Origin of the sequence: uncultured Ilumatobacter sp., from assembly GCF_963980585.1 — a bacterium.
Lineage (GTDB): Bacteria > Actinomycetota > Acidimicrobiia > Acidimicrobiales > Ilumatobacteraceae > Ilumatobacter_A.
In genome coordinates, this window is the sequence record NZ_CAXCAM010000044.1 from 1 (window position 1) to 22,245 (window position 22,245).

The window sequence follows — 22,245 nt, forward strand, 5'->3', positions numbered from 1 at the left end:
ACGCAAACGGCAACGGGTGGGTCAGCCGTGGTGCTCGTAGACTCGCACGCCTATGCCGGCAACCGACCTGGATCAGATCGTCTCCCTCTGCAAACGACGCGGCTTCGTCTACCAGTCCGCAGAGATCTACGGTGGTTTCCGGTCGACGTACGACTACGGCCCGCTCGGATCATTGTTGCTCCGCAACGTCAAAGAGGCATGGGTCCGATCGATGGTCCAGCAACGCGACGACGTCGTGCTGATCGACGCAGCGATCCTTGGCCCACCCCAGGTCTGGGAGGCCTCCGGCCACCTTGGCAACTTCTCAGATCCACTGGTCGACTGCACGAACTGCAAGAACCGGTTCCGTCTCGACAAGCTCGACGACCCTGAGACCTGTCCGGAATGCGGTGAGAAGAACAGCTTCACCGAAGCACGCGAGTTCAACCTGATGTTCAAGACGCAGGCGGGTCCGGTCGAGGGTGCTGGTGCCGATGCCTACCTCCGTCCTGAGACGGCGCAGGGCATGTTCACCAACTTTGGCCAGGTGCTGCAGACCAGCCGCAAGAAGCCACCCTTTGGCATTGCGCAGGTCGGCAAGAGCTTCCGCAACGAAATCACTCCTCAAAACTGGATCTTCCGCACCCGCGAGTTCGAGCAGATGGAGATGGAGTTCTTCGTGCCGCCCGACGAGAGCGACCAGTGGTACGAATATTGGTGCAACGAGCGGCTGAACTGGTACATCGAGCACGGCATCCCGGCAGAGATGGTGATGCTTCGACCGCACGACGCCGACGAGTTGTCGCACTATTCGACTGGCACCTCCGACGTCGAGTTCAAATTCCCGTGGGGTTTTGACGAGTTGGAAGGCATCGCGAAGCGGACCGATTTCGATCTCAAGGCCCACGCCGCAGCGTCGGGGGAGAAGCTCGACTACTTCGATCCGCAATCGAACGAGCGGTACGTGCCGTACGTGATCGAACCGGCCGCAGGCGCAACTCGCGCAATGGCGGCGTTTCTGCTCGCAGCGTACGACGAGGACGAGGTCAACGGCGAGAGCCGAACCGTGCTGCGGCTGCACCCGCGGTTAGCTCCGTACAAGGTCGCCGTGCTTCCCTTGAGCAAGAAGGACACTCTCACGCCGCTCGCGCACGAGGTGCGCAAGCTGCTCGCCGATCGCTACATGGTCGACTATGACGAGACGCAAAACATTGGCAAGCGTTACCGCCGCCAGGACGAGATCGGCACGCCGCTCGCGGTCACTGTGGACTTCGAATCGCTTGACGACAATGCGGTCACCGTCCGCGACCGCGACACCATGGAGCAAGTGCGAGTGCCGATCGAGGAGCTGTTGGCCACTGTGTCGGGCAAGCTCGGCTTCTAGGACCGGCCTCCGGTGACTGTCACCTACCTTGACAAGATTCTCGAGCGCCATCGCGAGATGGCAGCAGCCGACACGCGATCAGTCGGGCAGCTCATCGACGAGGCACGGGCGATGCCGCCAGCGCGGGGGTTTCGGGCGGCGCTCGTCGCCAACACGAAGCTGGGAGTCATCGCTGAGATCAAACGGCGATCGCCGTCGAAGGGCGACCTCAACATGAGGCTTGACCCAGCGGACTTGGCGAGGGTCTACGAAACTGGCGGAGCCTCATGCCTCTCGGTGCTCACCGATGTCGATGGCTTTGGTGGTTCGGTCGACGATCTGCAAGCGGCACGTCGGGCTTGCTCGCTGCCGGTGCTCCGTAAGGACTTCACGGTCAGCGAACTCGATGTGCTTGACGCCCGTCTGATGGGTGCCGACTGTGTGCTGCTCATCGCTGCGGCGCTGGACACTGTTCAGCTCGCTGAATTTCACGCGCTGGCGATCGACATCGGTCTTGACGTTCTTGTCGAAATTCATGACGAGGCGGAACTCGAACACGCACTCGAAGCTGACGCAACACTGGTCGGTGTCAACCAACGCGACTTGGTCACGTTCCAGGTCGATCACGAGCGTGCGGTGCGGATGGGTGGCGTCATACCGGACAGCGCAGTCAAGGTCGCCGAGTCGGGAGTCCGGGGTGCCGACGATGCACGCATGCTCGAAGCGGCCGGTTACGGCGCAGTCCTCGTCGGGGAATCGCTCGTCACCAGCGACGACCCAAAGCGCGCACTCGTCGAGCTGATCGGCTGACCGCTACGGTCGCCGCATGCTGACCGACACCCTCGAGCTCACCGCAGAACAGTTCGCCGCTGGAACCGGTTGGGAAATCAAGCCGCAGGGTGCTTGTAAGGCCGAGGTCTGTGTCCCGCTCGACGGCAGCGCAGCAGACTTCAACGTTCGCGCAGTGGCCGAGCGTCTCGGCATGGCCATCGTCACCGACGCCACGACGGCGATGTCCGCGATCGGTCCAGAATCGCTCGGGGACCGGGCCCTTGCCACAGCGCAGGCGCCGGAGTTGGTGCTCAAGGATCTCGACGGCAACGAATTTCGGCTCTCCTCGCTGCACGGACAGAAGGTCGTGATCGTCTCCTGGGCACCGTATTGAGGTTGTTCCTTCGATCTGCCAGGTTGGCAGGCACTCCGCGACGAACTTCACCCAGCAGGCCTCGAAGTGGTCACCGCCTCGCTCGAATTGAGTGGGCCAGAGGCCTCGCGTCGCTACATCGAGGCTGCACACCCGTCGGGACGGCCGACGCATCCGTCACTGCTCGACCCGACGCATCAGCTCGATGCACTCTTCGGTGTCGTCAATATTCCGAATGTGATCTGGATCGATGAACAGGGCATCATCGTCCGACCGCCCGAACCCGGTTGGCCAGGCGGACGGCAAGAGTTTCCCAAGGAGATGCTTGCCGACATGCCTGACCTGGGCCGTGCCCCAGGCGCTCCTGCCGAGCCGGTTGATGGGCCCGGTATGTGGGCCGTGCTTGGCTCAGGCCAGGACCGGCTGTCATATCCCGACGCGATTCGCGACTGGGTCAACAATGGTGCCGACAGCCCGTTCGTGATGTCGCCGGGCGAGGTCATCGCTGCCTCGCAACCGCGCGATGCTGCGATGTCGCAAGGCGCGGCGCACTTCGAACTTGCCAACCATCTCTGGCGGGCCGGCAACCGAGACGCGGCGATCGAACACTTCAACGCATGCCACCGTCTGCAGCCAGACAACTGGACCTATCGGCGCCAGGCTTGGTCGCTTGTTGGCAACGATCGAGTGGGTGGCGACTACGGGCGGTTCGTGCAAGGTCCTGTCCTCGGCGAAGAGGAAGATTGGCCGTTCGAATCTGACTTCCGCTCTGAAGTGTCGTCGCGCGCCGTTGGGTCGTACTACCCGAGCACGCTCTGAACGATCAGCGGCTGAGCTCGCGCCGCGCGCTGGAGATGAAGAACCGTTGGTAGAGGCCAGCGGGTAGCCGCGACGCAATGTCGAACAACTTTGCGTCGGGCCCGATCAGGGCCCGGCGACGGTTGCGCTCAACGGCCTTCAGGATCTGACGTGCCGCCTTCTCGGGACTGCTCATGGCGAACTTGTCGAACTCGTTTTGCATGTCGTCAGGGTCTTGCCCGATGGCGCGCACAGTGTCGTCGCGTCGTCCGCTGTTGACGATGTTGGTCTTGATGCCGCCCGGATGGATCGTCGTGACCGAGACGTTTGCTTTTTCGATCTCGAGTTCCATGCGGAGCGCGTCACTGAACCCGCGTACCGCAAATTTGGCGGAGTTGTAGGCGGACTGCCCGGGAATACTGACCAGACCAAAGACACTCGAGATGTTGACCACATGGCCTTCGTCAGCCCGGTGAAGATGTGGGAGGAAGGCTTGTGTGCCATGCACGACGCCCCAGAAGTCGATGTCCATCACCCATTCGAAGTCGCTGATCGACTGCTTGGCGGCAGTGGCGGCGAGATTGACGCCGGCATTGTTGACGATCATGTTGACCGAGCCGTGCAGGTCGGCGACCGTGTCGGCCCAGGCGAACATTTCGGCACGATCAGCAACGTCAACCGTGGCGGAAGTGACCTTGACCCCGTGGCCCTCGCACATGCCAACGGTTTCGGCAAGTCCAATCGCATCAAGGTCGGCAAGCGCGAGATGAGCGCCGCGCGACGCCAGATCGGTGGCCAGCGCCCGGCCGATGCCCGATGCTGCACCGGTGATAGCGACCACACGTCCGCTGAATTGTTTCATTGGGTCAGCCTGCCAGACAGCGGCCGGACTGCCGTGACTGAGTGACGGTTGGGCCCGACCCCGACGTCACTCGGCCAGGCTGCGTGCTGAGTGAGCGCGAGATCGCGAGGCGTGATCAGAAAGCTCCGCGGGCTGCCCGCGATTCACTCGCAGCACACCGCGAACGGCGGTTCGGACCTCGTCGGCGAGGTGCGAACGATCTCATTGGGAAACTTCGACCGCGTACTCGGACAGATCCGAGCCGTTGACGGCGTGGTGAACAGCGAGACCAGCCTGCTCTTGACGTCAGTACTGCGCTGACGGTTGAATCACGCACGAGATTGCACGCCCATGGCGGGATCAGTCCGATCGCTCGTTCCAGAGCCGGATGCCCTCTTCGACTCGGCTGATTGTCGTTTCGAGGACGGCAATTCGCGCCCACCTCTTCTGGTCGCCGGCAATCAGATTCCACGGCGCATCCTCGTGATCAGTCCGCTCGAGCATGTCCTCGGCGGCTTCGTCGTACTTTTCACGCTTCTTCCGGTTGCGCCAGTCCTCGTCGGTCAATTTCCATTGTCGCAGCGGGTCGTCTGCACGGCTCTCGAATCGGTTGAGTTGCTCCTTCGGGCTGACTTGCATCCAGAACTTGATGACGATGACGCCTTCGACGACCAGGCCGCGTTCGAAGTCGACAATCTTGTCGTATGCCCGATTCCATTCGGTCGGTGTTGCGAAGCCTTCGACGCGTTCGACGAGCACCCGGCCGTACCAGCTGCGGTCGAAAACGCACATCCCGCCGCGCCCAGGGACCTTCGACCAGAAGCGCCAGAGAAAGTGGTGACGCAATTCGCGTGAGCTTGGAGCCGCGTAGCTGTAGACGCTGTAGTGCCGAGGGTCGAGGAGCTGGACCAACCGTTTGATCGCTCCACCCTTTCCGCCGGCGTCGGAACCCTCCATCACGACCAGAAGCCCTGGGCCGATCTTGCCGTTGGTGGTCTGGCCGCCCAATTGGAGCCGGAGTTCGAGAAATCGTTGCTGCGCTGCAGCAAGGCGCTCGTTGTATTCGCGCTTGCCGAGGGAGGCATCGAGGTCGATCTTGTCGAGGCGCGTCATGTGATCACAGTACTGATCCCGCGCCGACGGTTCGGCGACGGGTACGTTGAGCCATCTCATGTTCGTCAAGATCTGTGGCATCACCAACGAAGACGACGCATTGCTGTCGGTTGCCATGGGCGCCGATGCCGTCGGGTTTATCTTTGCGCCGTCGACTCGCCAGGTCGCGCCGCAGAAGGTGTACGACATCACCCGTCGGCTCCCGCCCGAGATTCTCACGGTCGGTGTCTTCCGAGACGAACTCCCGTCGCGAGTGGTCGAGCTGGCGCACAAGGCCGGGGTCAAAGCTGTGCAGCTTCATGGTCGCGAGACCCCGGCGCAGACGCGTGAGATTGCGGGTCATTTCCGCTGGGTGATCAAGGCATTCGGCTCGGACGACGAGAACCTCCCCAAAGCCGATACCTACGGCACTGACATGATCTTGCTCGACGCGCCCAGTCCTGGCAGCGGGAAGGTCTTCGATTGGTCGATCGCCGGGGACGCGCCTGACTCGATGAAGCTGATCCTTGCCGGAGGCCTCACGCCCGAGAACGTGGATGCAGCGGTCCAAGAGGTGCAACCGTGGGGTGTCGATGTGGCGAGCGGCGTCGAGAAGTCGCCAGGCAAAAAGGACGCGATGGCTGTCAAGCGTTTCATCGAGAACGCGAAGGCGCACGCATCGGAGCAGTACCGAGGCGATGACAACCTGCCCTACGACTGGGATGTTGAATAGCTGAGATCGACTGGGGTCGCTGCCGGACCAGTCAGTACCCTGCGGTCCCAATGAGTACGAATCCGGACACATTGTCGGCGCCCCCGGACAACACAGGTCGTTTCGGCGACTTCGGTGGCCGCTTCGTTCCCGAAACGCTGGTGCCTGCATGTCAGGAGCTCGAAGCGGCCTTTAACGAGGCGTGGGCAGATCCATCGTTTCGCTCCGAACTCGACGAGGTGCACCGTCTCTACTCCGGACGCCCGTCGATCATGACCGAATGCAAGAACCTCAGCGCTCAGCTTGGCATCCGACTGATCCTGAAACGTGAGGACCTCAACCACACGGGCTCGCACAAGATCAACAACGTGATCGGCCAGACGTTGCTTGCGAAGCGCATGGGTAAGAAGCGCATTGTGGCCGATACCGGTGCTGGTCAGCACGGTGTCGCCAGCGCTACTGCTGCGGCGCTCATGGGGCTCGAATGCAAGGTGTACATGGGTGCCGTTGATGTGGAACGTCAGGCACTCAACGTCTTTCGCATGAAGCTGCTCGGCTCCGAAGTCGAATCCGTCCACAGCGGCAGCCGCACGCTGAAAGATGCCGTCAACGAGGCAATGCGGCACTGGGTTGCCAACGTTGGCGACACCCACTTCTGCCTGGGTTCAGTCGTTGGGCCGCACCCGTACCCCTACATGGTGCGCCAATTCCAGTCGATCATTGGCGACGAAGCGCACACGCAGATCAGCGATCTCACGGGCGCACTGCCCGATGTTGTCGTGGCCTGTGTCGGTGGCGGCTCGAATGCGATGGGAATCTTCAGCGGGTTCGTCGACGAGCCGGGTGTCCGCTTGGTTGGCGTCGAGCCGGCTGGTGGAGCGGCAATCGGCAAGGGTGTGCCCGGCGTTGTGCACGGCATGCGCAGCAACTTGATGCAGGACGAATACGGCCAGGTGGAAGAGGCGCTTTCGATCTCAGCGGGCCTCGACTATCCCGGCGTCGGCCCTGAGCACTCCTATCTCGCCTCCATTGGGCGGGCCGAGTACCCGAGTGTCACCGACGATGAGGTCATTGCCGGATTCCGGTTGCTGTCAGAAACCGAAGGCATCATCCCGGCGCTCGAATGTGCGCACGCCGTTGCGTGGATTTCGCGTGAGGCGCCCCGCATGCAAGGCCAGACCGTGTTGATGAACTTGTCGGGACGCGGCGACAAGGACGTCGCGCAGATGATGGATATTCTCGCCGATGCGGACGGCAACGTCTGATGCCTGGGCGTCTCGAAACTGAGTTCCGGGCCAAGCGCGAAGCCGGTCGCAAACTGCTCGTCCCGTACATCACCGGTGGATATCCCGGTTGGCAAGATGCAATTCGGGCGTGCGCTGCGAACGGTGCCGATGCTGTCGAGATAGGTATCCCGTTCTCCGATCCGGTGATGGATGGCCCGGTCATCCAGCAGGCGTCACAGGCTGCTCTCGAAGCTGGGGTGACACCGCAGTCAGTGCTCGATGAGGTGCCAGGTCTCGACGTGGAGATCCCGCTCGCGGTGATGACCTACTACAACCTGGTGCATCACCCCGGACCTGAACGGTTCGCGGCAAACCTCCAGCGTGCGGGTGTCGCTGCGGCCATCCTGCCCGACCTGCCGCTTGAAGAATCCGACCCGTGGTGCACGGCAGCCGAGGCTCACGGCATCGAGGCGATCATGCTCGCAGCTCCAACGGCCCCGGATGATCGACTGCCGCGGGTCGCTGAGCGAGCCCGCGGATTCATCTACTCAGTGGGATTGCTCGGCGTCACGGGCGAACGGTCATCGCTCGCCGAAACAGCAACCGACTTGGCCGCGCGGCTCAAGGCAATCACCGACAAGCCGGTGCTGGTTGGTGTCGGCGTGTCGAACGCCGAGCAGGCATACCAGGCCACCCGAGTTGCCGACGGAGTGATCCAGGGGGCGTCAGTGGTGCGCCGGCTCATGGAGACAGGGCCAGACAGCGTCGGCGAGTACGTCGCCGAAGTACGCGCCGCCATCGACGCTGACTGAACGGAGACGGCGTGTGGACCGTGCGAACATTTTGCGCACGATGCTCATGCGAACCACGGAGGACCCGGAGCGACGACGCATTTTGTGAGGCTCTGCGCAGACTCGACTGATCAACACCCGCGCACTGGCAGACTGGGCCGGTGTACGACTACATCATTGTTGGTGGCGGATCCGCTGGGTGCGCGCTCGCGAACCGACTGAGTGCCGATCCGTCCAACGAGGTGCTGGTCATCGAGGCAGGCCGACGCGACTGGAAATGGGATGTCTTCATCCACATGCCCGCCGCGCTTGCCTTCCCAATCGGCAGCCGGTTCTACGACTGGAAGTACGAGTCCGAGCCGGAGCCCTTCATGGACGGACGCCGTGTCTACCACGCGAGGGGCAAGGTGCTCGGCGGATCGAGCAGCATCAACGGGATGATCTTCCAGCGGGGCAACCCGATGGACTACGACAAGTGGGGTTCCATTCCCGGCTTGGAACAATGGGACTGGGCGCACTGCCTGCCGTACTTCAAACGGATGGAGACCTGTCTTGCTGGCGAAGAGCCCGAGCACCCCGGGCTCCGCAACGATGACGGTCCGCTCGTGCTCGAACGTGGGCCCGCGAACAACGCGCTCTTTGACGCATGGCTCGCGGCCGGCGTCGAAGCGGGCTTTCACCGCACCGACGACGTCAATGGCTATCGGCAGGAGGGATTCGGCCCGTTTGACAAGAACGTCCTGCGCGGCCGCCGTCTCAGCGCAGCGCGCGCCTACCTCCATCCGGTGCTTGACCGCCCGAATTTGACTCTGATGACGCGGGCTCAGGTCAACAAGGTGGTGTTCGAGGACCCGGAGCAGCCAGAGCGAGCCACGGGTGTCGAGGTCCGCAAGCTTGGCGTCGGTGGCTTCTTCGGACGCGGCGTGTCGAGGATCGAGGGACGCGAAGTGGTGCTGTGCGGGGGCGCGTTCAACAGTCCGCAGTTGCTTCAACTGTCTGGCGTCGGTGATCGTCAGCACCTGGAGTCGCTCGGTATCCCCGTCGTTGCGGACGTGCCGGGCGTCGGTGAGAACCTGCAGGACCACCTCGAGGTCTACATCCAATACGAGTCCAAGGAGCCGGTGTCGATTCAACCGCACCTCGCGCACTGGAAGAAGCCGTGGATCGGTCTGCAGTGGTTGTTCCGGCGGGGACCGGGCTCGTCAAATCACTTCGAAGCCGGCGCGTTCGTCAAGAGCAATCCGAACGAGTCGTACCCGAACTTGATGTTTCACTTCTTGCCGATCGCGATTCGTTACGACGGATCGTCGCCAAGCAGGCCCGACGGTAGTCGTGCGAAAATCGAGCACGGCTATCAAGTGCATGTCGGCCCGATGTACTCCGACGCTCGGGGCACGGTGAAGATTACGTCGCGCGATGCATCGAAACATCCGGCGGTGCAGTTCAACTACCTCAGCACTGAGCAAGATCGTCGGGAGTGGATCGAAGCGGTGCGAACGGCGCGGAAGATCCTGACGCAACCGGCGTTCGAACCGCTCAACGCTGGTGAGATCTCGCCGGGACCTGCCGTCGAGACCGATGAGGAGATCATGGCCTGGGTGGCCAAAGACTCCGAGACGGCACTGCACCCCTCCTGTACGACCAAGATCGGACCGCAGAGCGACCCGATGGCCGTGCTCGACCCGTCCACGATGCAGGTGTGGGGCACGCAAGGACTTCGCGTGGTCGACGCGGGGTGCATGCCGAACGTGAGCAACGGAAACACGTACGCCCCGACAATGATGATCGCCGAGAAGGCAGCCGACCTGATCCTTGGCAACGATCCGCTGCCGCCTGACCACACCGAGGTCTACCGCAGCGACGTTGTCGAGGGTGGACGTCGGTGAAGGATCAGCCGAACATTCTGCTGATTATGGCCGACCAACTGTCGGCACCATTCCTCTCGTTCCACGGTGGCCCAGCCAAGACGCCGAACATCGACCGGCTCGCAGCGTCGGGCGTCAACTTCACCAGCACGTACAGCAATAGTCCGCTCTGTGCTCCCGCTCGCTTCGCGATGATGAGTGGGCAACTCAACAGCAAGATTGGCGCCTACGACAACGCGTCCGAATTCCCATCGAGCATTCCGACCTTTGCGCATCACCTCCGCGCCGCTGGCTACCAGACGTCGCTCGTTGGCAAGATGCACTTCGTCGGCCCGGACCAACTGCACGGATTCGAAGAGCGGTTGACGACAGACATCTACCCGGCCGACTTCGGTTGGACCCCAAACTGGGGCGACCCAGACGGTCGGTTCGACTGGTGGTTTCACAACATGGATTCGGTCGTGCAAGCCGGCGTGGTCGACGTGTCGAACCAACTCGACTATGACGACGACGTCGCCCATCACGCGGTTCGTCAGTTGCGTGACCTCGCAAGGACTGCAGATCCTCGACCATGGATGATGACCGCGTCGTTCACGCACCCGCACGATCCGTACGTTGCTCGGCAGCAGTTCTGGGATCTCTACACCGACGACGAGATCCCGATGCCGACGGTCAGCGACCTGCCCGACGCTCAGGTTGATCCACACAGTCGTCGTCTCCGCAACGTCATCGGTGCCGACACGGCCCAGCTTTCCGACGATCAGGTTCGCGACGCTCGGCACGCATATCTGGCCAACATCAGCTACGTCGATGATCATGTCGGCAACATGATCGAGGTACTCGACCGCCACAACATGCGCGAGAACACTGTCGTGGTCTTCACCGCCGATCACGGCGACATGCTCGGCGAGCGCGGCCTCTGGTACAAGATGAACTTCTTCGAGCACAGCGCTCGGATCCCGCTCATTGTCAATTGCCCGGGGGTGCGGCCGTCCGTCAACGCGTCACACGCCGGTCTCCTCGACCTGGCACCCACGTTGCTCGAGTTAGCTGACGTCGAGATCCCCGATGAGATGGACGGGGCGAGTCTCGTTCCGCTCTTCAATCGCCCCGGGATTGAGCACAGAACCGTGGTGGGGGAGTACCTCGGTGAAGGCGCGATCGCTCCGATCTTCATGATCCGTCGCGGACCGTGGAAGTACATTTGGTCGCAACCAGACCCGGCCCAGTTGTACGACCTGGATGTCGACCCGAGTGAGCTACGTAACCTTGCGCTGAGTCCGGAGCATGCAACGATGGTGGCGGCTTTCGAGGCCGAGATCTTCGAGCGATGGGACCCGGGCACCATCAACGCTGCGGTGCGCTCGAACCAACAGTCGCGCGCCACCGTCGACCGGGCGCTGCGGCAGGGTCGTTTCGAGGCGTGGGACTTCGTGCCACAGAGTGATGCGACCAATCAATACATGCGCAACCACCTCGATCTGAACGATGTCGAAGCCGGTCGCCGCGCCTGAATCGAGGTCAACGCAGGTCGACGATGGAGCGTCTGAACGTCAGCGCCATGGTGACGACCATGGTCGCTGCACCAACGACGCGCATCGTCATCTGAGGCCCGAGTTGCGGTGCGAGCACACTCGAGGTCACCGCGCCGATCGGTAGTGATCCCGAGAACCCGAGCATCATCAGGCCCATGACCCGGCCCATCATCTCGGGTGGGGTGTTGGTCTGCATCAGCGTTCGGTGGCTCGCCATGGCGATGCCAGCGTTCAGGCCCCACGCCAGCATCACCAACATCGCGACCCACTCGTTGGCGGCGAAACTCAGCGCGAACTGCCCCAGGCCAAGACCGATGCCAATGAACAGCGTGATATTCCAGCCGTGTCGCATCGCACGACGGCGCGAAACAGCCACCGAACTGATCAGCATCCCAATACCGAAAGCGCCGAGCACGACGCCCGCGACCCCGGCGTCGCGACCGTAGACGTCTTCGACGACACGTGGCATCGAGATCTGCATCACGCTGAACGAACCACCGAGCATGACCGAGAGGAGCAGCAAGGTCCGCAACGGATCGCGGCCGAGACCGAACTTGGCTCCCGCGACGATCGAGCTGATCATGCCAGCCCGTATTTCGGTGTCGATGGCGGCGTCATTGGGAATGATCACGCGGGCGATGATGAACACCGACGCGGCGGTCAGCACTGTGAGGAGCGCGAACCCGCCGGCATCGCCGAGCAGTTCGATTGCCAACCCGCCCAACACAAGGCCACCGAAGCCGGCAGCTTGACCGGCGCCATTCTGCAACGCGACAGCGTTCATGAGGTGCTTCTTGGGGACGAGCAACGGAACGATCGCCTGGACGTTTGGCGAGTTGACGCTGATTGACGTTCCGATCACCACAGCAGCGAGGCCCGTGATGATTGGTGTCGCGTTGCCGGTCGCGATCACTGCGGTAAAGAGCGCCATCGCCCCTGCTGTGACTGACGTCCAGGTGATGTACAGGGCTTTGCGGTCGACGCGATCTGACCAAGCGCCTGCTGGCAGCGACAGCAGCATCGCGGGGAGTCCGAGGGCGATTGCCACAAGTCCTTCGGCTGACTCCCAGTCGGTCAGGGTGACGATGAGCCAGATGAAAGCGAACCGCAGTGTGCCGTTGACCCCGGTGTACAGGATGTTCGCCACCAAGAAGTTGCGGTAGTCGCGGTCGCGCATCAGCTGCCGCACCGGGGATGCCGACAGATCCGTCACTCGTGAAGTTTGGTGATCAGCTGCGAACTCTGACGGGTCGGAGATCGGCGGCGCTCATCGTTTGAAGAAGCGGCGCAGCGCGGATTGGTGGTATGCGGTGAGCCAGGCGAGCGAGCTGCCGAGGAAAAGCAGTGCCATCGCCCATCGGTACACCATGCTCGCGGTCGTGTTGCCGACGACTTGGATGAGTCCGGCGATCATCGCCGCGACGAAGACAGCGACGACCGCCAGCCAGACGACGCCAATCACTTGGTCGTGTCGTGTCGTCATGGCTGGGGGCGTCGATCCAATCTGTCGGCCGTGATCAGCCCTGCGACTTCCGGCGAATGATGTTGAGTGCGGAGCCAGCCTCGAACCACTCGACCTGTTCGGGGCTGAACGTGTGGTTGCACTCGAAGGGAACGACGGTGCCGTCGGACTTGACGATCTCGCACCGCACGGTCTCGCCTGGAACTGGCGGCAACGACACCACGTTGATGCGGTCGTCTTCGCCGATCTTGTCGTAGTCGGCCGGGTCGGCAAACGTGAGCGGAACCATGCCCTGCTTCTTCAAGTTGGTCTCGTGGATACGGGCAAAGCTGCGTGCGATCGCCACGAGCCCCATCCGGAAGCGAGGCTCCATGGCCGCGTGCTCGCGGCTCGAACCTTCACCCATGTTCTCGTCGCCGATGACGATCCATGCTTGGTCCGCCTCGTGGTATTCCTTGGCGATCTCGGGGAAACGCTGCGTCTCGCCGGTGAGTTGGTTCTTGCCGAAGCCGACTTCGTAGCCCTCGTACGCGTTCACCGCGCCGAGGTAGAGGTTGCCCGAGATGTTCTCGAGGTGGCCCCGATACTTCAGCCAGGGACCGGCCATCGAAATGTGGTCGGTGGTGAACTTGCCCTGTGCCTTGACGAGCACCGGCAGGCCGCTGTAGCGATCGAGCGACACTGGTTCGAACGGCTCAAGCAACTGCAGGCGGTCGGAGGTGGGGCTCACGGCAATTGGCACGTCGTGGCCATCGGCTGGCGGAGCGGTGAACGTGTCTTCGCCAGGGTCATAGCCGGCGTCGGGAAGAATCTGGCCAACCGGTGCATCGAGACTGACCTCGGTGCCGTCGGGTGCAGTGATCGTGTCGACCGTCGGATCGAAATCGAGGCGCCCCGACAGCGCAATCGCCATCACCGTGTCCGGTGAGGTGACGAATGCAAGGGTGTTGGGCGAGCCGTCGTTGCGCTTGGGGAAGTTGCGGTTGAAGGACGTGACGATCGTGTTGGACGCGCTCGTGATCGACTCGGGGCGGCTCCACTGCCCGATGCAAGGGCCGCACGCGTTGGCAAGCACCGTGGCGCCGATGGCTTCGAGGTCGGCAAGTAAGCCATCGCGTTCGATGGTCGCGCGGGTTTGCTCGGACCCGGGTGTGATCATCAAGTCAATTTTTGCGGTGAGACCCTTGGCAGCGGCCTGGCGTGCGATCGAAGCGGCGCGGGTGATGTCCTCGTAGGAGGAGTTGGTGCACGAACCGATGAGTGCGGCTGAAGGAACGAGTGGCCAGTCGTTGGCCCGTGCTGCTTCGCCGACACCGGCGCCCACCTTGTGGGCCAGATCGGGCGTATGCGGTCCGTTGATCAGTGGCTTGAGATCATCGAGGTTGATTTCGAGGAGCTGGTCGTAGCCGGCGCCATCATCGGCGCGGAGGTGATCGGACACCTTGTCAGCGGCGTCCGCGATGGCCTCGCGGCCGGTGGCCTTGAGGTACTGGCTCATGTTCTGGTCGTAGCCGAACACCGACGTCGTGGCGCCGATCTCAGCGCCCATGTTGCAGATGGTGGCCTTGCCGGTTGCAGAGATCGAATCGGCGCCGGCGCCGAAGTACTCAACGATCGCCCCAGTGCCGCCTTTGACTGTGAGTTGGCGGGCGACTTCGAGGATGACATCCTTCGGGCTACTCCAATCGGAGAGCGTGCCGGTGAGCTTCACGCCGATGACCTTTGGCCACTTGACGTTCCAGGCGAAACCGGTCATCACGTCAACGGCGTCAGCGCCGCCGACTCCAATGGCGACCATGCCGAGCCCGCCAGCGTTGGGGGTATGGCTGTCAGTGCCGATCATCATGCCGCCGGGGAAGGCGTAGTTCTCGAGGACGACCTGATGGATGATCCCTGAGCCGGGGCCCCAGAATCCGATGCCATAATTGGCGCTGACGGACTTGAGGAAGTCGTACACCTCGGCGTTGGTGTCGACCGCGACGCCGAGGTCGATCTTCGCGCCGACCTTGGCCTGAATCAGGTGATCGCAGTGGACCGTCGAGGGCACGGCCACTTCGGGAAGACCGGCGGTCATGAATTGGAGGAGTGCCATTTGCGCTGTTGCGTCCTGCATCGCGACGCGGTCCGGGTGGAAGTCGGCGTAGCTGTCACCACGTTCGAGTTCCTGGTTTTGAGGGTCGGCGAGGTGGTTGACGAGGATCTTTTCCGTCAGTGTCAGCGGCCGATTCAGGCGGTCGCGGGCGATTTCGACGTTGCCTGGAAGGGCGGCGTAGACACGCTCGACCAGTTCGATGGGGGTAGTTGCACTCACAGAAGCCATGTAGACAACTATAATACAAGTTCATGAGTTCGGCAAAGCACCCCACGAACGCTTCGAGCGACCCGCAGGGGCGAGTCGCACCGGAATGGGTTGGCATCGATCACGTTCAACTCGCCATCCCAAACGGAGCCGAAGACGACGCCAGAGCGTTCTATGTCGGCGTGTTGGGTTTGTCCGAGGTGCCGAAGCCGCCCCGACTCGCAGCGCGCGGTGGCGCGTGGTTTGAAGCCGGAGATGTGCGGGTGCACGTCGGCGCGGAGGAATCGTTTGTCGCTGCGAACAAGGCACACCCGGCGCTGACGATGGACAATCTCACGAGCTTCATCGAGAGCAGCAGCCTTGATGCGACATGGAACAACGAGATTGTGGGCCTCACTCGGTGCCATGTCTTCGACCCGTTCGGCAACCGAATCGAGTTGGTGCAGACGTGAGGCGGATTCGGTACCAAGAGATCGCAGACGAACTGCGCGAGCGGGCACGTAGCTCGCCCCCAGGGACCGTGCTGCAATCCGAGGCAGAGATGTCCGCGGAGTTCGCTGCATCCCGGGTCACGGTGCGCAGAGCTCTCGAACTCGTCCGAGATGATGGGTTGATCGCGGCACGTCAAGGATTCGGGTGGTTCGTTGCAACCGAACCAGTGCGTCAGAGCCTCACATCGCTTGGCACGATCGAGTCACAGGTCGAAGGTGTGGGCAAGATCAGCGAGCGCAAGGTCAGCGAGTTTGCATTCGAACAACCGCCGGCGCGAGTTCGTAAGTTGCTCCGGACCGATCAGGTGCTGCGAGTCAAGCGAGTCAATCTCGCTGACGGCGAGCCATTTGCCGTCGTGACCGTCTGGTGTCCCGCTGACCTCGGCGCGAGCCTGTCACGCACCGACGTCGAGCAACGCCCCTTCTATGAGTTGCTTGACATCGAACTGCGCGGAGCCACGCAGACCATTGGCGCCGATTCAGCGGAGCCCGCAGATGCGAAGCTGCTCGGGATCCAAGTCGGCTCACCGCTGCTGCGTTGTCAACGCGTCACCACGGATCGCAAAGGTGAGCCGGTGCTGGTCAGTGAGCACCTGTTTCCGGCGCACCGCACCGAGTTCGTCGTCGATTTGCCGCAGGCGGAGCCGAGCATGACTCCTTCAGGCTTGCGCCTGGTCGACTGACATCGTTGTCTGCGCTGCCCGGGTTGTGTCCCACCTGCCTGCGGTTCGGAGTGCCGGAGCGTCGTAGCCTGCCGTTGATGGGAATGCTGAAGACGTTTCGTTCGGTCGTGCAGTTTGATTCGATCACGCGTGATCCGGTCGAACGGCGTCTCAAGAAGGCGGCGTGTATCGACGACTACCGTCGGATAGCCAAGCGGCGACTTCCGTTCGGGGTGTTCGACTACATCGATGGGGGAGCGGAGGACGAGCGGACACTTGCCCGCAACGTCACCACGTTCGCTGACATCGAATTCAAGCCGCGCGTGCTCCGAGACGTGAGCAACATCGATACGTCGACCACGATCTTTGGCCGACCGGCAGCGATGCCACTGATCTTGGCGCCGACCGGGTTCACCCGCATCGCTCACTCCCAGGGAGAGTTGGCCGTGGCGCGCGCCGCAGCCCAGGCTGGGCTGCCGTGGTCGCTCTCCACCATGGGGACTCGCTCGATCGAGGAAGTGGCTGCGGTCAGCGACGGCGAGAAATGGTTCCAGGTGTACACCTGGAAGGACCGCGGGCTCGTCAAAGACCTGATCGAGCGAGCCAAGGCGTCGGGCTTCACAGCAATCTGGTTGACCGTCGACACGGCCGTCCTGGGGCGACGCGAACGCGATGTGCGGCGAGGAATGACGCTGCCGCCCAAGATCGGTGTCGGCACGCTCGTCGACGGTGCGATCCACCCGTCGTGGACCATCGACTTCCTGCGCAACGAGCCCATCACCTTCGCCAACGTTGTCGGCAAGAACGACGAGGACGGCAGTACCGCGGTGTCGCTCGCAGAACATGTTGCACGCCAGTTCGACCAGGCGTTGTCGTGGGACGACATCGACTGGCTTCGATCGATCTGGGACGGGCCGATCGTGCTCAAGGGGATCCAGACCGTCGCTGACGCAAAGCAGGCCGTCGCGATGGGCGTCGAGGGCATCGGCCTCTCGAACCACGGAGGGCGTCAACTCGACGACGCTCCCGCACCGATCTCGCTCGTCGAACCGGTGCGACAAGAAATTGGTGACAACGGCACGATTATCTGTGACGGCGGCGTGCGGCGGGGGAGCGACATCGTCAAAGCGATCGCGCTGGGCGCTGACGCGGTCTCGATCGGTCGTCCGTACTTCTATGCACTTGGAGCAGGCGGCGAACGCGGCGTCGCCCACATGCTCGACTTCATGCGTGAGGGCCTCGAGCGAACGATGGCGCTGAGCGGCGTCCGGTCTCTCGCTGAGATCGATCGCGAGCTCGTCCGCTGGAAGTAGTGGTGCCATTTCGCGACCGCCCGGCGGCTGGGAAGCACCTCGGGCGCTAGCGTTCGGCGGATGCCTTTGCCCATGCTGCGTGAGCGTCTTCGACGGCGCCCGCTGTGGGTCGGCGTGTCGGTCTGGCTGCTTGGCGCTCTCTGGTTCTTTCGCGATCCGGTCTTCAGTGGCTTTGATACGATCACTGGTTATCGCGGCGACGCCCGACTGATCATCTTCCTGCACGAACATTGGTGGCGGGTCCTTCACGGCGAGGCGAGCTGGCGCTCGCCCGACATGTTTGCTCCCGCACGCGACACGCTCGGCTACTCCGACACCTTTGCGCTCGACATTGTCCTGTACGCGCCGCTTCGGTTGGTCGGCTTCGACCAGTTCGTCGCGTTCCAACTCACGTTGGTAGCGCTTACTGCCGTCGGCTTTGCTTCGCTGTTCACGCTGATGCATCGCTACCTGGGGCTCAACCTGCTGCCGACGTGCTTGCTCGCGCTCGCCGGGGTCTTTGCGAACAACATCTTCATCGACACTGGTCACCCGCAGATCTATGCCATCAACATCGTGTCCCTCGTCGTGCTTGTCTTCACGGCTGCGTGGCGAGTCAGCGACGTTCGATGGCGTCTTGCCGGGAGCGCGGTCGGTGGCATGTTGGTCGGGCTGCTGCTCTGGTCGACGTACTACTTTGGGTGGTACACCGTCTTCCTCGGTGCTCTCTTCGTCCTGATACTTACGGCGGTGGTCGCTGTGCAAGATGGACTCGGTGTCGTCTGGCGAACGATCTGCTCTCGGTGGGCGATGGGCGCCGCGTCGCTCGGCGGTCTGACAGTCGGCCTGGTGCCCTTCTTCGCCACCTACTTAGCGGTGCTTGATGACAGCGACTTCCGCACCTATGACGATGTCGCGGGATTGGCCCCGCGGCCGCTCGATCTCATTAACGTCGGTCGCCACAACGTCATGTGGGGGTGGCTGATCGAGCCGTTGCTCGATGGTGACGGACGTCTGGATGCGCTTAATCGCGCCGTCGCCCCAACTCCTCTGTTGTTGATCACGTCGGCGATCTGCACCGTCGCACTGATTCGGCTCGTGGCAGTGCGTGCATCGGCACGTAGCGGCGCCTTGAGCCGTCGCGACGGAGTCGCTCGAATTGGCGCGGCGCTCGGCGTTGCCACCGCCATTGCGGTGGTCTCGCCGATTCAGTTCGAATTCGGCGGAGCGTGGGCGTGGTTGCACCGATTTGTTCCTGGAGCGTCTGCTCTCCGCTTGTTCGGCCGAATCGAGATTGTGGCATCGATGCTCGCGTGCTTGACGATCGCGTGCTGGATGTCTGCTCGAGGCGACGAGGTCCACGCAGAGGATTCGACGCCAACAGTCGATGGCGAGGAAATCGACCATGGTCAGCGACGCAGCCTCGCCTCGGTGGTCATTGTCTTGATCGGTTTGGTCTGTCTGGAGCAACTCAACACTGCGACGATTTCCCGCCAGTTCGATCGATCCGACCAGCTCGCAATGCTTGCCTCTGTCGGTCCGCCGCCAGAGCAATGCGAGATCTTTTACGTCACCGACGCAGAACTGGAGGATGTGAACATCTCAATTGTCAGCGCAATGTTGATCGCACATGAGATCGATTTGCCAACGATGAATGGCTACTCCGGACAGTATCCGCCGGGCTGGGACCTGGGTCCCGGGAGTGTCGACTATCTCGCCAAGGTTGATGCCTGGATCGCAGAAAGGTTGCCCGAAGTGGGTACCTGTTCCCTTGAGCTTTCGACACAAACCTGGTCTGAATAGTGGCCTTTCTACGAGTGCGGCGGGAGCATTGATTCTCAGTGAGTCCGTCGAGGCGCCGAGTAGGCGACCAGTTCGTCAACAGCCGGTGCGTTGATCGTGAGGCCAGTGACGGTGCTGCCGGCGCTCGCGTTGCCGCCGAAATCCCGATCAAGCTGGCACAGCAGAATCAGGAACGCCAGTGCTGAAGCCTTTCTGAACCGTCGCTCGTGGCGATGGCGGCCAAACTCGCTCACGAATTCTTCTGGGATCACCTGATCGATGGTGATCATGCCGGTGCAAGCAGCGATGGCGATCGCGCTGGGCGCTGACGCGGTCTCGATCGGTCGTCCGTACTTCTATGCACTTGGAGCAGGCGGCGAACGCGGCGTCGCCCACATGCTCGACTTCATGCGTGAGGGCCTCGAGCGAACGATGGCGCTGAGCGGCGTCCGGTCTCTCGCTGAGATCGATCGCGAGCTCGTCCGCTGGAAGTAGTGGTTTGCCTCACTCCGTGATGGAGGCGGGGATCCCAATGGTGACCGGCTCTGTTGCGCCTGCTTCGAGTCGGTACGAAACGGACTCACCGATTCCGGGAGCATCGATGGTCAATGAGGTGACGACGCCGTCGTCGTCGCTCACGATCGACACGAGGATCATGCCGGGGAGTGCCGTATCGGGCACGCCATCGATGAAGCCCTCGGTCGCGGTGGGTTCGATGGTGGCATCGAAACCCCACGAAGTGAGCCAGGCGGCTCGGGCATCGCCTGCTGCCATCGCCAGTTCGCTGTCGATGAAGAGATAGCGGCCGGTGCCGTTCTCATCCTGCACCGCCGAGACAGCCACAGCTTCGAGGAGCCCGGCGGGCAGGGCATGTTCGAGATTGACCATCGCAGTGAGGCTGGCTAATGGCTCTGACGGTGCAGCAACGGGGTCGACGATCCATGAAGCGTCGGGATCGGTAGTTGAGTACACAACACCATCGACGATGCGGACGTAGGTGGAGCCGTCGAACACCTCGCGGTTACCCGATGATGCGTCGACCACGATCGCCTGCTCAATCGCCGTACCGCGTTGCACGCGGTACATGAAGGTCGGCGTACTCACCACGGCGACCCCGTCGTCTTCGACCACATCTGCCTCGGGGCCCGGAGCTTCAGCAACCGGCACATCGCCGAGCGGCCCGAGATCGAGCTCCTCGAGCACCTCTTCTTCAACACGGTTGTCATTGATCTGATCGACGACGGCCTCAGCATCATTGATCGGAGCGACGAGTGGGGAGGTTGGGGCCGGGGCGACCGGTTCCGGTTCCGACGTTCCTTCCGGGTTGTCGTCCGCCATGCCGGTGAAGCCGACGAATGCGATCGCGCCGGCACCGACGAGCAGCAACACGGCGAGGAACTTGCCAGCCCGAGAACGTCGTGCCTTTGCGTGGGAATTCGGCGAATCTTCGTTGGCGTTTGTTTGTGGATCAGGCTCACCGTGAGGGGTGGGGGGAGGTGGGGACGATGTGACGTCGCCGGCAAGCGGCAGTGCTGGCACCGCAACGTCGGGAAGGCTTGGAGCTGTCAGCGGTTGTGCCGCGGATGGCGCCGGCAGGTTCACCGGAGCGTCGGTTGGCATGGCGAATGGGGTCGGGCTCGGCGCCACTGAGGCAGGCGCGACGGGCCTGATGCTGGGGGCAGGGAGCGTGGGTGCCGGAAACCCGGGTGCTTTGTTCATTCTTGGTCATCGGCACGTGTGGGCGGTTGCTTGATCCCGTCACTTCGTTGTGGATGCTGAGCTGGCGCGAGACTGTGTCCATGTCTGATCGAGTCACCATCACCATCGAGGCGGGAATCGCCGACGTCAAAATGAACCGCCCCGACAAGCGCAACGCGCTCGACCCGGCGATGTTCACTGCCCTGGCCGAGGCTGGCGAGCAGCTGAAGACCGAACCCGGTGTGCGGGTCGTCGTGCTGTCAGGCGAGGGTAAGTCGTTCTGTGCGGGCCTCGATATGGCGTCGATGCAGGCAATCGCAGGCAACGACGACTCGGAGGGCCGGTCGACCGGCAATGCCGGAGACATGACCGAAGGCCGAATCACTCACCTCGCGCAGCAGGTCTGCTGGGTGTGGCAAGAAGTGCCTGTCCCGGTCATCGCTGCGGTGCACGGGCACGCATTGGGTGGTGGGATCCAGATCGCGCTCGGTGCCGACATTCGCATCGTCCACCCCGATACGAAGATGTCGGTGCGCGAGATCTACTGGGGTTTGGTGCCGGACATGACGGGAACCTTCCAGCTCGGCAAACTCGTCCGTCCTGATATTGCCAAGGAACTCACATTCACCGCCCGGGTGTTCCCAGGCTCGGAGGCGTTTGACCTCGGCCTGGCCACTCGGCTCAGCGATGATCCCTACGCCGACGCGATGACGATGGCGCGTGAGATCGCTGGGGTGAGTCCGGGCGCAGTGCGCGGAGCGAAGGAACTGATCAACAACATGGCTGCTGAGGGCGCAGCGGAACAGTTCGCGGCAGAGCGCCGCTTGATCCGCGCCCAGGTCGGTACGCAGAACCAGGTCGAGGCGGTCACAGCCAGCTTCGAGAACCGCGCACCCGTCTTCACGGACTGACAGTTTTCGAAACGGCGCAGCCACCGTTCATTGGGCTGGCATCCTGTCGACCGTGCGTTTGTCGTTCCAGCGGTTCTTGGTCGTCGCGTTGTATGCAGGCGTGGCGAGTGCCTTTTACGTTGCGATCGACTGGGGTCGAAATCTCCAGCGGACTGCTCCGGAGATTTTTCTCGGCGCGGCGCCGTTGGTGGGGCGGAATTTTCATGACGCCTGGGATTGGCGCTTTGGTTGGGGGTTGATCGGGGCCCCCAGTCGCCCAGTCCCGACACCAGCTGAGCCCACATCAGTGACCTGACTTCGGG

21 protein-coding genes and 1 pseudogene are annotated in these 22,245 nt (G+C 62.6%); 15 read left to right on the plus strand and 7 right to left on the minus strand.

Going from position 1 to position 22,245, the window contains the following annotated elements:
* Positions 1 to 52: 52 nt before the first annotated feature.
* From ACH2DW_RS12470 to ACH2DW_RS12480, 3 genes are read left to right on the plus strand one after another with little or no spacing between them, the layout of a single operon-like run.
* Positions 53 to 1,363 (plus strand): glycine--tRNA ligase, encoded by a 1,311-nt coding sequence (locus tag ACH2DW_RS12470; RefSeq protein ID WP_394930071.1) that lies wholly within the window; start codon positions 53 to 55, stop codon positions 1,361 to 1,363.
* A gap of 12 nt (positions 1,364 to 1,375) precedes the next feature.
* Positions 1,376 to 2,152 carry an indole-3-glycerol phosphate synthase TrpC gene (trpC, locus tag ACH2DW_RS12475; protein ID WP_394930072.1) on the plus strand — a complete coding sequence of 259 codons (777 nt, stop codon included), beginning with the start codon at positions 1,376 to 1,378 and terminating at the stop codon, positions 2,150 to 2,152.
* A gap of 16 nt (positions 2,153 to 2,168) precedes the next feature.
* A complete protein-coding gene (locus ACH2DW_RS12480; protein ID WP_394930073.1) occupies positions 2,169 to 3,305 on the plus strand; it encodes a ResA-like WAxxUGC motif-containing protein in 1,137 nt (378 codons plus the stop codon).
* 4 nt (positions 3,306 to 3,309) lie between these two features.
* Here the strand turns inward: ACH2DW_RS12480 and ACH2DW_RS12485 are convergent, their stop codons facing one another.
* Positions 3,310 to 4,146: an SDR family NAD(P)-dependent oxidoreductase gene (locus ACH2DW_RS12485; RefSeq protein WP_394930074.1), complete on the minus strand. Its 837-nt coding sequence runs from the start codon at positions 4,144 to 4,146 to the stop codon at positions 3,310 to 3,312.
* A gap of 111 nt (positions 4,147 to 4,257) precedes the next feature.
* Between ACH2DW_RS12485 and ACH2DW_RS12490 the strand changes: the two are divergent.
* Positions 4,258 to 4,446: pseudogene (locus ACH2DW_RS12490) on the plus strand (Lrp/AsnC ligand binding domain-containing protein); the annotation flags it as partial.
* Between the two features lie 39 nt (positions 4,447 to 4,485).
* Here ACH2DW_RS12490 and ACH2DW_RS12495 read toward each other — a convergent pair.
* Positions 4,486 to 5,238 carry a polyphosphate kinase 2 family protein gene (locus ACH2DW_RS12495; RefSeq protein ID WP_394930075.1) on the minus strand — a complete coding sequence of 251 codons (753 nt, stop codon included), beginning with the start codon at positions 5,236 to 5,238 and terminating at the stop codon, positions 4,486 to 4,488.
* Between the two features lie 58 nt (positions 5,239 to 5,296).
* Between ACH2DW_RS12495 and ACH2DW_RS12500 the strand changes: the two genes are divergently transcribed.
* The 5 genes from ACH2DW_RS12500 (at position 5,297) to betC (ending at position 11,325) form a co-directional block, all read left to right on the plus strand.
* Entirely contained in the window at positions 5,297 to 5,950 is a 654-nt protein-coding gene (locus tag ACH2DW_RS12500) for a phosphoribosylanthranilate isomerase (protein ID WP_394930076.1), read from the plus strand.
* Between the two features lie 50 nt (positions 5,951 to 6,000).
* Positions 6,001 to 7,194 (plus strand): tryptophan synthase subunit beta, encoded by a 1,194-nt coding sequence (gene trpB / locus ACH2DW_RS12505; protein ID WP_394930077.1) that lies wholly within the window; start codon positions 6,001 to 6,003, stop codon positions 7,192 to 7,194.
* Positions 7,194 to 7,967, plus strand: coding sequence for a tryptophan synthase subunit alpha (gene trpA / locus ACH2DW_RS12510; protein WP_394930078.1), 774 nt, complete (start codon positions 7,194 to 7,196; stop codon positions 7,965 to 7,967). Before trpB ends, trpA begins: the two co-directional genes overlap by 1 nt.
* Positions 7,968 to 8,107: 140 nt before the next feature.
* A complete protein-coding gene (gene betA, locus ACH2DW_RS12515) occupies positions 8,108 to 9,832 on the plus strand; it encodes a choline dehydrogenase (RefSeq protein ID WP_394930079.1) in 1,725 nt (574 codons plus the stop codon).
* Positions 9,829 to 11,325, plus strand: a complete 1,497-nt coding sequence (gene betC, locus ACH2DW_RS12520; protein WP_394930080.1) for a choline-sulfatase — start codon at positions 9,829 to 9,831, stop codon at positions 11,323 to 11,325. Before betA ends, betC begins: the two co-directional genes overlap by 4 nt.
* Before the next feature lie 7 nt (positions 11,326 to 11,332).
* Here the strand turns inward: betC and ACH2DW_RS12525 are convergent, their stop codons facing one another.
* Genes ACH2DW_RS12525 through ACH2DW_RS12535 form a run of 3 tightly spaced genes read right to left on the minus strand, consistent with a single transcriptional unit; the run spans position 11,333 to position 15,128 of the window.
* Entirely contained in the window at positions 11,333 to 12,559 is a 1,227-nt protein-coding gene (locus ACH2DW_RS12525) for an MFS transporter (RefSeq protein WP_394930081.1), read from the minus strand.
* Between the two features lie 54 nt (positions 12,560 to 12,613).
* The gene (locus ACH2DW_RS12530; RefSeq protein WP_394930082.1) at positions 12,614 to 12,829 is read right to left on the minus strand and encodes a hypothetical protein; all 216 of its coding nucleotides are present in this window, start codon (positions 12,827 to 12,829) and stop codon (positions 12,614 to 12,616) included.
* Between the two features lie 34 nt (positions 12,830 to 12,863).
* Entirely contained in the window at positions 12,864 to 15,128 is a 2,265-nt protein-coding gene (locus ACH2DW_RS12535; RefSeq protein WP_394930083.1) for an aconitate hydratase, read from the minus strand.
* 23 nt (positions 15,129 to 15,151) lie between these two features.
* Here ACH2DW_RS12535 and ACH2DW_RS12540 point away from each other — a divergent pair, with 23 nt between their 5' ends.
* The 4 genes from ACH2DW_RS12540 (at position 15,152) to ACH2DW_RS12555 (ending at position 19,355) form a co-directional block, all read left to right on the plus strand.
* A complete protein-coding gene (locus ACH2DW_RS12540; RefSeq protein ID WP_394930084.1) occupies positions 15,152 to 15,559 on the plus strand; it encodes a glyoxalase in 408 nt (135 codons plus the stop codon).
* Positions 15,556 to 16,281, plus strand: a complete 726-nt coding sequence (locus ACH2DW_RS12545) for a GntR family transcriptional regulator (protein WP_394930085.1) — start codon at positions 15,556 to 15,558, stop codon at positions 16,279 to 16,281. Before ACH2DW_RS12540 ends, ACH2DW_RS12545 begins: the two co-directional genes overlap by 4 nt.
* A gap of 77 nt (positions 16,282 to 16,358) precedes the next feature.
* Entirely contained in the window at positions 16,359 to 17,573 is a 1,215-nt protein-coding gene (locus ACH2DW_RS12550; RefSeq protein WP_394930086.1) for an alpha-hydroxy acid oxidase, read from the plus strand.
* Between the two features lie 60 nt (positions 17,574 to 17,633).
* Positions 17,634 to 19,355: a hypothetical protein gene (locus ACH2DW_RS12555; RefSeq protein WP_394930087.1), complete on the plus strand. Its 1,722-nt coding sequence runs from the start codon at positions 17,634 to 17,636 to the stop codon at positions 19,353 to 19,355.
* Positions 19,356 to 19,390: 35 nt separating this feature from the next.
* Here the strand turns inward: ACH2DW_RS12555 and ACH2DW_RS12560 are convergent, their stop codons facing one another.
* Positions 19,391 to 19,606 carry a hypothetical protein gene (locus tag ACH2DW_RS12560; RefSeq protein ID WP_394930088.1) on the minus strand — a complete coding sequence of 72 codons (216 nt, stop codon included), beginning with the start codon at positions 19,604 to 19,606 and terminating at the stop codon, positions 19,391 to 19,393.
* A gap of 7 nt (positions 19,607 to 19,613) precedes the next feature.
* Between ACH2DW_RS12560 and ACH2DW_RS12565 the strand changes: the two genes are divergently transcribed.
* On the plus strand, positions 19,614 to 19,829 hold the full coding sequence (locus ACH2DW_RS12565) for an alpha-hydroxy-acid oxidizing protein (protein WP_394930089.1): 216 nt from the start codon (positions 19,614 to 19,616) through the stop codon (positions 19,827 to 19,829).
* Between the two features lie 9 nt (positions 19,830 to 19,838).
* Here the strand turns inward: ACH2DW_RS12565 and ACH2DW_RS12570 are convergent, their stop codons facing one another.
* A complete protein-coding gene (locus ACH2DW_RS12570; protein WP_394930090.1) occupies positions 19,839 to 20,723 on the minus strand; it encodes a hypothetical protein in 885 nt (294 codons plus the stop codon).
* 410 nt (positions 20,724 to 21,133) lie between these two features.
* On the opposite strand from ACH2DW_RS12570, the gene ACH2DW_RS12575 reads away from it, so the two are divergent.
* On the plus strand, positions 21,134 to 21,943 hold the full coding sequence (locus ACH2DW_RS12575) for a crotonase/enoyl-CoA hydratase family protein (RefSeq protein ID WP_394930091.1): 810 nt from the start codon (positions 21,134 to 21,136) through the stop codon (positions 21,941 to 21,943).
* The last annotated feature ends 302 nt before the right edge of the window (positions 21,944 to 22,245 follow it).